A 12,431-nucleotide genomic window follows, 5' to 3' on the forward strand; every position below is an offset into this window, starting at 1 on the left:
CCTCTAGTTATTTTGGGCGATCGCATTAGCTTGAGTACATAAGTTAAATTAATAAAAAAGCTTGTATCGATGAATCAAAGTGTAAGTGTTGCTCCGCTGAACCATTGAAAGGAATACAAATATATTTGTAAGGGGCACAACCGCAATTGTGCCCCTATCCTCTCTCTATAGGCATTTTTGTTTGAATGGAAGACGCGGTAAATTTAGACCTAGAACACCAATTCAGTAATCCTGGAAAAACCTCTCTCCCAACCGTTGTCGGGTTGGGGGCTGGGGGGTTAGGTTTTTGATTACTAAATCGATCCTCTAGTTATTTTGGGCGATCGCATTAGCTTGAGTACATAAGTTAAATTAATAAAAAAGCTTGTATCGATGAATCAAAGTGTAAGTGTTGCTCCCAACCTGGAAGAACACACTCATGAAAATCCAGTTATTACCAAACAACAGCTATTTGCGAAGCAACTAATTGTCCTTGTCTTGGAAATACTTCTGGCATTACCTTTGGGTTTACTGCTGGCAAAGTTTCAAATTGGCAGAATTGCCTGGATATTTGGTGGGATTGCTGCTGGTACATTGGTTCTTCAAGGGTGTCGAATTTTCTATCAATATTCCCCCCAACCTAACCGCACTGCTAGAAAAGTGGGAATGGCACTTGTAGGCTTAACTGTTGGCGCTTCCAGTGCCCACAGTAATCTAGCTAGTGTTGTTTATGATATTCCGATATTTATTTTTCTTACCTTGTTTCTGCTGCTGAGTGGAAGCTGTATTGGTTATATTTACTCCCGCCTCAGCAAAACCAACTTAATGACAGCAATGCTGGCTACAGTTCCTGGCGGTGTCGGAATTATGGCAGCGATCGCCGCCGATTACAATAAAAATGTTACCTTGGTTGCCCTAGTTCAGGCGATTCGCGTCACCTCAGTAGTTGTTCTCATTCCTTTCATTGCTAAAACATCAGCTGGTAATTACTATCCCCAAACACTCCCGGTCAACGGTGCTTGGCTCAATTTTGATCCATCTCAACTAGAATTACTCTTATTAGTACTGCTAATCACTGGATTGGTAGTTTATCCCGCTATATTATTTAAAATTCCCGCTGGCGATTTTTTTGGTGCATTATTAATTGGTATCGGGTTTAATCCTTTGCTACATTGGCTGCCTTTCGTGGGTGATATTAGCTTTAGTCCGCCGCCTTTAATTAACTTATTGGGTCAAATGCTCCTGGGAATTACTATTGGTGAGTATTGGGGAGACAAACCCAACTTTACAAAGCAGACTGTCGCTTATGCCTTGATGTCTGTAGCGATGACCCTTGTAGCCGGAGCGATCGCTGCTATACTTGCAATGCAATTAACCTCTTGGGACTGGCTAACCTGTCTCTTAGTCACAGCACCAGGAGGATCAGCAGAAATGATCCTGGTTTCCCTAGCATTGAATCATAATGTTGAAATTGTCACAACTGGTCATTTAGTGCGATTGATTGCGATTAATAGTTCTTTACCACTCTGGGTGTTTTTGTTTCGCCGTTTGGATGAGAAAGTTTCAAAGCCAGTTTAATTGATGAAGGCAGGAAACAGGGGGCAGGGGAGGCATACTTCTCTACGAGAGGCTGCGCCAACGACTGCGCTCAGGTTTCTAGCTTTGAATTGGTTGCACACTCAGGCGATAGCGGAGATTGTGCAGAATAAGACCAGATTTGGGGACGTTTGCCCTGGCACTCACTCCAACCCTAAATTTCGTATTTTTAGCCTTAAAGAAGTATCCTAGAGCGATCGCTTCATCTCCATGAAAATATAAAGATTACATAAAGATAAGTATTTCTGTATACATTTACCAGCAAATAATGTGAAGAGTATGCAAAGATATATTTTATAGTATAGACATTTAAGTAAATATTCGGGTAGTTAATTATTGTTGGGTTATTTTAGATATTTCCTATTTTCAAGCTATACACCCACAAACAATAGCCCACAACAAGGGCATAAAGATATCCCCTGTCACGCTTAGGGTAACACTCGTTCCTTGCTAACGCTGCGCGATCGCAGTCGCCTGGTTCGGGAAACCATCCTGTAGCGCTGTCTTAACCTATTCCTTTTTTTCAAAATAGTAGGACTTACGCATTGACAAAAAACCAAATATGAAGTGTGGGATTTAGGCATTCAAGCTTGATTCTCGGCATTTTTCCAGTAATAGCTACTGAATCAAAGATAGTTTAGAAAAGCCTGAAACAACCTATTTTCCTTAATACACACGCTCATAAATTTGTAGAGTGCCTAAGACTTAGAGAGTCCAAGATAGTTCAATAATTGCTACTTAATAAGCTGGTCAACAGATTGAATCTTGGGAAAAATTTGTAACCCTCAAGGGTGACTTTAAAGTATTGCCAAAAGTGTCAACTCTTGGCGAGTTCATTGTACTTTAAAACAGTACTAACAGCAGGTTGAAAACTTAACTTACTCAAAAAATCGATTTAGGTAGATAAAAGGTATGGCAAATATCATTGGAACCAACGGTAATGATACCCTAGTGGGCACCTCCGATGCGGACAAGATTAACGGTAAAGCTGGGAACGATATCATCATAGGCAATGAAGGCAATGACACCCTAACTGGTGGCGGTGGCAATGATAGATTTATTTTCACCTCCTCTTTCAACTCCCAGTACGAGACTGACATTATCATCACTGATTTTGGTGGCGTAGGTAAAAGCTCAAATCCCTCGGCAGCAGTCATAGCTGAAGTGGATACTTTGATATTTCAAGGTTCTGGCTTCACTGCCCAAAATCTGCTACTTGCCCAGAATGGCAGTAATCTGGAAATTTTCTTTGGGGGTAATAGCAAATTGATCCTGCAAAACTTTACCTTGGAAAACTTAAATAACCTATCAACGGTGGGCAATATCCTGTTTGATGGACAAATCAGCATTCAGGACAGCTTTGATGTCGTCAATGCTAACTCCACCCAACAGAACCCGTTTCGCAAGAACACAGTCACCTTCTTTAACGATCTGAATAACTATGTCAACGGCTTTGACAATTCAGATGATGTTATTAATGGTCAGGGTGGTGATGACTACATCAACGGTAAGAGTGGCAATGACCTGCTCCGTGGCGGCGTGGGGAATGATACTCTCATTGGTGGTGCGGGGAATGATACTCTCAGCGGTGATGCGGGAAATGATGTTCTCAGCGGTGGTGCGGGGAATGATAATCTCAGCGATGGTGAGGGGAATGATGTTCTCAGCGGTGGTGCGGGGAATGATTATCTCAACGGTGGCGAGGGGAATAACACCCTTAACGGTGGTATTGGTAACGATAGCTTTGGCTTTACAACAGGCGCTAACCTAATCAATGGAGACGATGGCAATGATTATATCTCTGGCTATGTCTTCTACCGCGACGGTAATGGTACTTCTGGAAATAACACCCTCAACGGTGGCGCTGGTAACGATACCTTGAATATTGACAATTCAAGAGGTGATAACCTACTGTTTGGGGGCGATGACGATGATTCTCTAAGTGCCTCTGGTGACTCAACTAGATACGGCAACGCCGCAGCCTCAGGCGATAACACTCTAAATGGTGGCGCTGGTAACGATACCTTGAATTTTGACTTTGCAACAGGCGATAACCTACTGTTTGGGGGTGATGACAATGATTATCTCTCTGCCTCTAACTACGATTTCCCTGATGGCATTGCCGCTTCTGGCAAGAATACCCTCAATGGTGGCGCTGGTAACGATTTCTTGGGTATTGACTTTGCAACAGGCGATAACCTATTAGATGGAGGCAGTGGTAATGATTATCTCAGAGCTTCTGCCTACTACTCCGACGGCTCCACCTACGTCTACAGTGGCGCTTCTGGCAATAACACCCTCAACGGTGGTACTGGTGATGATACCTTGAATGCTGACTATTCAAAAGGCGATAATCTGCTTTTTGGAGGCAATGGCAATGATTCTTTGAGTGCCTCTGGCTACTACAAAGAATCAACCAACAGATTCTTCTTTTGTTACTGCCTCAGGCAATAACACCCTCAACGGTGGTGCTGGTAACGATAAATTAAATGTTGACTTTTCAACGGGTAATAACTTATTAGATGGAGGCGATGGCAATGATTCTCTGAGTGCCTCTGGTAAATACGGCTATACTCCTGGCTTGTTTGGCAAGAATACTCTCAGTGGTGGTACTGGTGATGATAGATTGAGTGTTGACTATTCAACAAGCGATAATCTGCTCTCTGGAGGAGATGGCAATGATTCTTTGAGTGCCTCTGGCTCCTACAGATATGGCGATACCAATGAATCTTACTATACTGCTTCAGGCAAGAATATCCTGGACGGTGGTGCTGGTGATGATACCTTGAATGTTGACGATTCAAAAGGCAATAATACCCTCAACGGTGGTGCTGGTGACGATAGCTTGAATGCTGACGGTTCAAGAGGCAATAATCTGCTCGTTGGGGGCGATGGTAATGATTATCTCTCTGCCTCTGGCTTGACCAACTACAGCGGGGTTACTTTGGGCAATAATACCCTCAACGGTGGTACTGGGAACGATTTCTTGGATATTCAGTTTTCAACAGGCAAGAATTTAGTTGATGGAGGTGATGGCAATGATTATCTCGTAGCCTCTAACGCCTCAGGCAATAACACCCTCATGGGTGGTGTTGGAAATGATACCTTGACAGGTGGAAACGGTAATGATGTCCTCTATGGAGGGACTGGTACTGATACCTTTGTTTTCTTAACTTACAATCAAGGCGTTGATAGTATTTATGACTTCAACGCAAGTAGTGAACTTATTTGGGTATCGGCTAGTGGTTTTGGTGGAGGGTTATTACCAATTTACCTCTCAGCTAGTCAGTTTACACTTGGAACATCTGCAACGACGAGCGCCCAGCGATTTATCTATGATGACACTACAGGTGCATTGTATTTTGACCAAGATGGTAGTGGGGGTGCTACTCAGGTAAAATTTGCCCAACTATCTGCTGGAGTGTCACTAACCAATAACAATTTTTATGTGACTGGTTAATCGTAATGAGTGCTTCATAATTATATTGGCGTTTAGACTAGTCAGGAGTGCAAAACTCAGAAGGCTCATTCTATAAAGCCTAAAAACCAAAGTTTTAGTTTCTGGAAACATCTTAAATCCGTATCCTTATTTTTTGGAAATTTAGTTTCGCACCGGAAACTAGTCTAAACACCAATTCTTAGCTGGAGAACTGAAACCTGAGAATGTTGCGTAGGCGTAGCCCGTCGTAGACATCGCAGTTGGGCTTGCTTCTTTCGGACTTGATTTGTGTAGCGCCGTTCGCAGCAATGGCAAATTAGATGAAGAGAAGCTCAAACTATTCTTCCAACAATTGAAATAGCGTATTGGGCACTTGTACTGAGCATCTCGACTTCTCTACGAGACGCTACGCGAACGCTCGATGCAGCCGGCGTCGTAAAGCCTGCGGCATAGCTACGCTTAGGGCGCAGCCTCTGGTAGAGAAGTATTGGACTGGAGGCAGATAAAACTCCCAACTCCTGTACAGACGCGATTAATCGCGTCTCTCCTAACTCCCAAAGATGCAACTTGAATGCTGATTAGCTTATTCTTTTGTTATCCAGATACTAAGGATGCTTTAGATGGTTGCCCAAATCCAAGAACTTGAAGCCCAGCACTGGGTTAAAACTCGTTCTTCCCTCGACCCTAGCGAATCCACTTTCCTGATTTGGAAAGGTAAAATTTACGCCTTTATCCCCGGTGAGAAAAGACAACTCCTGTTTAAGATGCTGGGATTGAGTGTTAGCCGATGTATTCCCACAGCAGAAGGTAGCTGGGATTTTACTTCTAGGGAACTGACTTACTATCTCAACCCAAAAACAGATGAAGTTTTGTCCAAATGGGAGAATCCTTGGACAGGCGAGACAGTTCCGGTGATTCACGTTGCCAATAATCCAGTGCAGGGTAAATTTGATGGAAATTTTCCCGCACAAGTAGACGGTGACAGCACAACCTTCGTTTTTGATATATTTCCCTATTACCCCAATCCCTTAGCAGACGATCCAAAATTTGCCGAATACAGCCCAAATCCAATTTATCAGGCAGCCGAATTGTTTAAATTGACTGTGCCAACCGCAGATTTATTCAACACAGCCCTCCCCTCAGTTTCTCAACTCAAACTGAGTTGGGATAGGATTGGTCAATGGCTTCCCTGGATGAAAATGGGCGATCGCCCCGGTAATCTGATCTACAGTGCTGTTGGCAGCAAAGTCAATGGTTTAACAGAACTGCCCCCACTGCTGCAAGACGAAATTAATAACCGTATTCCTCTATATAAAAAAGCCCCAAAAGCATTGACAGATGGAGAAGATATGACTTCCTGGTTGTACTTCCAAAAGCACTTTCAAGCTTACTTGGCTGGTGAAATCTTCCCGCTTCCCCAAGCAGAAGAATTGTAAACTAGCCAGAAAGCAATATCGAACTCTTGCCAGGAAATAGCTGATGGTGATCCGAGAAGCCAACTTAGCCGATGCACCCACAATCGCTAGAGTGCATGTAAATGCTTGGCGGACAACCTATAGCAACTTAATGCCAGCAAAGTTTCTGGCAGATTTATCTTATGAAGAATGAGAGACAAAATGGGTAAAAATTTTCAGCAATATAGCTCAAGATAATTTCACCTATGTTGCTGAGGGTGAAATCGGACAAATAGTTGGTTTTGCTAGTGCAGGTCAAGAGAGGACAGGCGATCGCATTTATCAAAGTGAGTTGTACGCTATCTATATATAGTGTTATTTTGCGATCGCTAATAAATTTCAGATTAGATCTCTTGCATAAATCAAAAGCCCTCACCCTAAATCCCTCTCCCAAGGATGGGAGAGGGACTTTGAAATTGCCTCCCCTTCTCCCAAGGATGGGAGAAGGAGTTGGGGGTTGAGGGTAGTTTTGTATTCGTGCAAGAGGTTTATTGTTCAATCCAAAATCCAAAATCCAAAATCCAAAATCTAAAATTCTTCTACCTCCTTCAATCAAATTTCGCCTCTTGACCTGAACAATCAAATAGATGTAAACATAACCGTTGGGAAAGTTCTTCACACACCTTTACCCCCCGCACACTGTTACCACGCACATCCAGCAGCGGCGAAAAAACTCCAATGCCCATCTTATTGGGTACAACGGCGATAATCCCACCACAAATACCGCTTTTCGCCGGAATACCAATTTTATAAGCCCACTCACCTGCAAAGTTGTACATGCCACAGGTATACATAACACTCAGAATATCTTTGATGTAATGCTTATTTACCGCCTGTTCTTTGGTGATCGGGTTAATACCTCTGTTAGCAAGGGTAGCCGCCATCACCGCTAAGTCTTGGCAATTCACCATCACAGCACACTGCTGGAAATAAAGATCCAGCGCTTCTTCAATGTTCCGGTCAATCATCCCAAAGTTGAGCATCAGATGCGCCATTGCGCGGTTGCGATGCCCTGTACTCCGTTCTGAGGTAAAAACTGAAATATCAACGAACACGTCGCGGCCAATATATCGCCGGAACATATCTAGCATCCGGTTGAGGCGTTCGGTTGGGCCGAAACCTTTGATTAAGCTAGTGGTGGCGATCGCTCCAGCATTTACCATTGGGTTATAAGGTCGCTTTGATTGCTCATCCAAAATAATCGCGTTGAATGCATCCCCCGTTGGTTCCACGCCAACTCTAGTCAAAACGTAATCCAGTCCATGATCTTCTAGAGCAAGCCCATAAGCAAACACCTTGGAAATTGACTGAATGGTAAAGAGTTGCTCGTAGTCCCCAACTTTGTAAATCTGACCATCTACTGTCACAATGCAAATGCTGAACAATTCCGGGTTTACCTTTGCCAGTTCCGGAATGTATTTCGCTACTGCACCCTCCCGCAGTAACTTGTACTGGGAATGCAACTCGTTGAGAACAGCTAATAATGGCGATGGATCGATTTCTAAATCTCCTTGATTTGCTTGGCTTGTCATCAGGCTGATAGCATTTCCCAAATTACCTAGTATATAGGAATCTTATTTGATTTGTGAATAAGCTCCGTACATCTGTAAAGTGTCGAAATCAAAGGTAGTGTGTCTAATAAATGCGATCGCAACCCTAACTAAAAAATTGGAATCATAATCTTGCCAAAAAAGATAGTTTTAAGATTTTAGGACTAGCCCTTTTAAGGTGAGCATATGTACTATCAACGTTTTTACGGCATTTCAGGCATCGGCTGGAATTGAACAAAGAATTTATCCATTAAACTCCAATTTGGACTGTAAATTAAGCGATGCCTACGGCGGGCTACGCCTACGCCTCAGCCAAAATACCAAACATTAGGTTAAAACATCATTTATTTCATAGTACAAACGTTCACCTTGAAAGGGCACAGCCCCACATCTCTACAGTTGAAAAGATTTTTGAAAAGATAGCTTGCTCTCAAAAATCATTCTTGATCAACTACTTAGTCCAAAAAACAACCCTTGTTTTTTTTTATACCTTATAAATTTAATCTCAAAGCGATCGCCAAGATTTACCAATTTTTTCATCATTAATCACAAAAAATATTAAGTTGAGTATCCTCCTTTTTTTTATACTCAGTAATACTGTCATAATAGGTTACATTTATCACTAAATTTAGTCTAGTCATGGAGAATAAAAGTCATGATTAATGTCAGTAGAAAAAACTTTGAAAAAAGATATTAAACTCAAACTAATTTGCATAATTATTTCGGATGTAACTCTTATCACGACTTATTCATAGGTAAATCTAAATATTTCATTAAATAAATAATTTTAAGTATTTATGCTGATGCCATTTGATGAAATTTATTATATCGGGGTTTAATCGTAAATAGTCGATAGGAATGTTATCTATAATACAATGGTCGTTGCGAGCCTTTAGAAGCGATGTGAATAGGGTATCGTCACTTTGGTGTGCAATAAATGTAAAGTTTTTTTAAGAAATTTTTGACTTGCATTAAAAAGCGTTACATAGCCAAAGTCCCCATTTGAGAAAGGTTTCGCCCTTGAAATTGGAATTTAAATAGAATCAAGTTGCCGATAATTACGCTAAAACCCTGATCCCCAAGCCAAAAGGTTCATGCTAGTCTGTTGCAGTTATCAAAACAAAGTGAAGACGGAACGAGTTCAAGTTATCAGGAGGGAAGTCACTCTCACTAGTGAAAAATCCCGCGAGTTATAAAACTTAAGTTCTACAGTCGCTTTAAAAACGGACGCATGAATCAAAGACATTTGTGGATTATTGTTACCCTGTCTATGGCTGTTTTGGGCATCCCCTCAGTCGGTTGCACTCAAACCATCAAGGGAAATGCGCTAGCTTCCCAAAAATCGTCTGCCCCTGATGTGGTGAAGGTGGGAGAGTACCAATCTAGAGCAGGGAAACAAACCTTGGATGCTGTGATTACCCAAATTCATCCTCACAACATTGGAGGACGTAAGGCAGCAACCCTTTTTATCCGAAATATACCTGTTCTCACCTTTTTGAGTTCTCTACCAGATACGAGCGTTGAAACTAAAAAAGTTGGTGCAATTGGAGATACTGGGGGCGTACAATCGTACGCCCTTATTGCTAGCAATTCACCAAAGACGGTGAGGACTGGGAACTTAACGGATGTGAGTAACCAGATTAGCTCTGTTGACAATGATCCGGTTCAGATAGCTGGTGTAATAGCAGCAAAGATCAACCAGTTGAACCGGGAAAATGTGGACGGGAGTAAGATTACCGTAAGTTGGAAAGCAGGGGGCGAATCTACTGCCAATCAAGCCCAAAACAAAAGCGCTCCCCTCCAGCCAGATGGCGATCGCTATGTAATCAAAATTAATGGCGAAGAATTGGTCGAAATCAACGAAAATACGCGATTAGCAGGTACTACCAACAATTTGGCGGAAGATGCATTGCAAGCAACCAATCGCCTGCGGAGGCTACTAGGCAATGCATCTCCCTTAAAAGATATTGCGAATTTACCAGTGCGTATACCAATATCAATACCTAAATTATCAATACCTAAATTGCCAAAACAGATTGCCGTCGGCCCAGTGCGAATCTCTTTCGGAGGCATGGCTTCCTATTACGGCTATGATGGTTCTGGTAATCGTACTGCTAGCGGTCAGAGGTTCAATCCAGAAGAAATGACTGCCGCTCATCGCAGCTTACCCTTTGGTACGCAAGTTCGTGTAACTAACACCTACAATGGTCGTTCTGTAGTAGTGCGGATTAATGACCGAGGCCCGTTCATTCGCGGGCGAATCATTGACCTGTCTGCTGGTGCGGCTCGGATTTTGGGAATGATGGGCAGTGGCGTGGCACAAGTGCATATTGAAGTCTTAGAGAAATAATCAAGTGCTGAGTGCTGAGTAGGGAATCTCACTTCTTTACTCAGAACCGGAACTCAGAACTCGCAACTGTTTTGCCCAATCCCCAGTTCCGGATTACTTAATTCCCCTAGTTCAACCATCTCTTCCCTCTATTTCAGATATAAACTAGCGGGGGAGGGATCGATAAGAACTAGGGGTATTTTTGTGCGCCTGTTGACAACAGTCGCAGCTTTACGCTGCTATTTAACTAAACGCTGCTCAGAAAACAAGCTGATGGCAGTTACTGAGGATCTGAGATTAGATGAGATGACTAACTGGTATCAGACGGCAGTTGGGCTGGTGCCAACGATGGGGAATTTGCATCAAGGTCATTTAAGCTTGATCCAACGGGCGCGGCAAGAAAATTCTACGGTGATTGTTAGTATTTTCGTCAATCCCCTGCAATTTGCTCCCAACGAGGATTATCAACGCTACCCTCGCACTTTAGAGCAAGACCAACAATTTTGCGAACAAGCTGGGGTAGATGCCATTTTTGCACCAACTCCGGAAGAAATGGCAGTTCCCCACAAAAGTATACAAGAATCAAAGGTTACACAAGTTATCCCCCCATCTGCTATGATAACAGGCTTGTGTGGTCGTTCTCGGCTAGGTCACTTTCAGGGTGTCGCTACGATTGTGACCAAACTTTTCAACTTGGTACAGCCTGACCGTGCCTACTTTGGTCAAAAGGATGGCCAGCAACTGGCAATTATTAAACGCTTAGTAGCTGACTTAAATTTGCCAGTAGAAATTGTTGCTTGTCCAACAGTACGCGAAGCGTCAGGTCTTGCCTTCAGTTCTCGTAATCAATATTTGACTGCAACGGCAAAAGAGCAAGCAGCGGTGTTATATCGCGGCTTGCGACGAGCTGAAGCTGCATTCATTGCAGGCGATCGCAATAGCAACAAGTTGATAGCAGTGGTACAGCAAGAAGTGGCAATGGTCAGCACGATTTTAGTGGAATATATTGAATTGCTTGAACCGACTACGTTGATGTCTTTAGAAAAAGTTGAGGAGGAAGGAATGTTGGCGATCGCAGCTCGTCTTGGTTCTACACGTTTGATTGACAATACGATATTGCGCGAGCGTCAACCTATTATCGCCATTGATGGCCCAGCCGGTGCTGGAAAATCTACAGTGGCGCGTCAAGTGGCAGCAAATCTAAGTTTAGTGTATTTAGATACAGGAGCGATGTACCGTGCTGTCACTTGGTTAGTACTGCAAAAGGGGATTGCCATTGACGATGAGTGTGCGATCGCCGAATTAACTAGCCAGTGTAAAATTGAACTTACTCCTACCCAGGATTTAGAATCGACAGTGCGGGTTCGGATTAACGGTATCGATGTTACCCAGGCAATTCGCACGATTGAGGTAACATCTCTTGTATCGGCGATCGCGGCACAAAGCGCTGTCCGTCAAGCATTGGTTAAACAACAGCAAAACTGGGGTAAAAGAGGTGGTTTAGTAGCTGAAGGTCGGGATATCGGTACTCACGTGTTCCCCGATGCCGAAGTTAAAATCTTCTTAACCGCTTCTGTGAGTGAACGCGCCCGTCGCCGCCAGCAAGACTTTAACAAACAAGGTCAACCCGAAGTGAGTTTAGAGCAGCTGGAACACGATATTGCCGAACGTGACTGGAAAGATAGTACACGCAAAGTTTCTCCTTTGCAAAAAGCAACGGATGCGATCGAAGTTCAAACCGATGGTTTGGACGTATCTGAAGTCACCGCACAAATTGTTAACTATTACCAGCAGCGTTTATCTCAGTGGTAATTACCGCTATTTGCTGTTAGTTTTTTAGTTTCAAGGGGTGGTGGGTGAGTGATTATTCACTTACCATCCTCAACACTGCACCCAAAAACAAAATATTAGATAATTTTACTATTGGCTTTCTTGACTGAAATCAAGCTTTGTATTAGAAATTTTAGATAATTTAAATATTATTAAATCATCTCGCTTTCGGCTGATTTATTACATCATAATTAATCCTACTAAAGATAGAAGTATGAAAGTTTTAATTGCTAAATGCTAATTAATTATCGGTC

8 protein-coding genes are annotated in these 12,431 nt (G+C 42.8%); 7 read left to right on the top strand and 1 reads right to left on the bottom strand.

Annotation, left to right across the window (positions count from 1 at the left end; all coding sequences use genetic code 11):
* Positions 1 to 372 precede the first annotated feature (372 nt).
* The 5 genes from V7K49_RS10735 (at position 373) to V7K49_RS10755 (ending at position 6,622) form a co-directional block, all read left to right on the top strand.
* Positions 373 to 1,557: an AbrB family transcriptional regulator gene (locus V7K49_RS10735; protein ID WP_335205520.1), complete on the top strand. Its 1,185-nt coding sequence runs from the start codon at positions 373 to 375 to the stop codon at positions 1,555 to 1,557.
* Between the two features lie 930 nt (positions 1,558 to 2,487).
* Entirely contained in the window at positions 2,488 to 4,029 is a 1,542-nt protein-coding gene (locus tag V7K49_RS10740; RefSeq protein ID WP_335205521.1) for a calcium-binding protein, read from the top strand.
* The gene (locus V7K49_RS10745) at positions 3,965 to 5,035 is read left to right on the top strand and encodes a calcium-binding protein (RefSeq protein ID WP_335205522.1); all 1,071 of its coding nucleotides are present in this window, start codon (positions 3,965 to 3,967) and stop codon (positions 5,033 to 5,035) included. The genes V7K49_RS10740 and V7K49_RS10745 overlap by 65 nt, the downstream gene beginning before the upstream one ends.
* A gap of 599 nt (positions 5,036 to 5,634) precedes the next feature.
* Positions 5,635 to 6,450 carry a DUF1838 domain-containing protein gene (locus V7K49_RS10750; protein WP_335205523.1) on the top strand — a complete coding sequence of 272 codons (816 nt, stop codon included), beginning with the start codon at positions 5,635 to 5,637 and terminating at the stop codon, positions 6,448 to 6,450.
* A gap of 43 nt (positions 6,451 to 6,493) precedes the next feature.
* Positions 6,494 to 6,622, top strand: coding sequence for a hypothetical protein (locus tag V7K49_RS10755; RefSeq protein ID WP_335205524.1), 129 nt, complete (start codon positions 6,494 to 6,496; stop codon positions 6,620 to 6,622).
* Between the two features lie 394 nt (positions 6,623 to 7,016).
* Here the strand turns inward: V7K49_RS10755 and glsA are convergent, their stop codons facing one another.
* Entirely contained in the window at positions 7,017 to 8,000 is a 984-nt protein-coding gene (gene glsA / locus V7K49_RS10760) for a glutaminase A (protein WP_335205525.1), read from the bottom strand.
* A gap of 1,249 nt (positions 8,001 to 9,249) precedes the next feature.
* Here glsA and V7K49_RS10765 point away from each other — a divergent pair.
* Together V7K49_RS10765 and V7K49_RS10770 are read left to right on the top strand one after the other, a co-directional pair.
* On the top strand, positions 9,250 to 10,368 hold the full coding sequence (locus V7K49_RS10765; protein WP_335205526.1) for a septal ring lytic transglycosylase RlpA family protein: 1,119 nt from the start codon (positions 9,250 to 9,252) through the stop codon (positions 10,366 to 10,368).
* Between the two features lie 183 nt (positions 10,369 to 10,551).
* Entirely contained in the window at positions 10,552 to 12,159 is a 1,608-nt protein-coding gene (locus V7K49_RS10770; protein ID WP_335205527.1) for a bifunctional pantoate--beta-alanine ligase/(d)CMP kinase, read from the top strand.
* The last annotated feature ends 272 nt before the right edge of the window (positions 12,160 to 12,431 follow it).

The organism is Nostoc sp. (assembly GCF_036919675.1).
Lineage (GTDB): Bacteria > Cyanobacteriota > Cyanobacteriia > Cyanobacteriales > Nostocaceae > Nostoc.

Coding starts and splice junctions, on each gene's coding strand:
- V7K49_RS10735 (WP_335205520.1), top strand. CDS start 373: ATGAATCAAAGTGTAAGTGTTGCTCCCAACCTGGAAGAACACACTCAT.
- V7K49_RS10740 (WP_335205521.1), top strand. CDS start 2,488: ATGGCAAATATCATTGGAACCAACGGTAATGATACCCTAGTGGGCACC.
- V7K49_RS10750 (WP_335205523.1), top strand. CDS start 5,635: ATGGTTGCCCAAATCCAAGAACTTGAAGCCCAGCACTGGGTTAAAACT.
- V7K49_RS10755 (WP_335205524.1), top strand. CDS start 6,494: ATGGTGATCCGAGAAGCCAACTTAGCCGATGCACCCACAATCGCTAGA.
- glsA (WP_335205525.1), bottom strand. CDS start 8,000: ATGACAAGCCAAGCAAATCAAGGAGATTTAGAAATCGATCCATCGCCA.
- V7K49_RS10765 (WP_335205526.1), top strand. CDS start 9,250: ATGAATCAAAGACATTTGTGGATTATTGTTACCCTGTCTATGGCTGTT.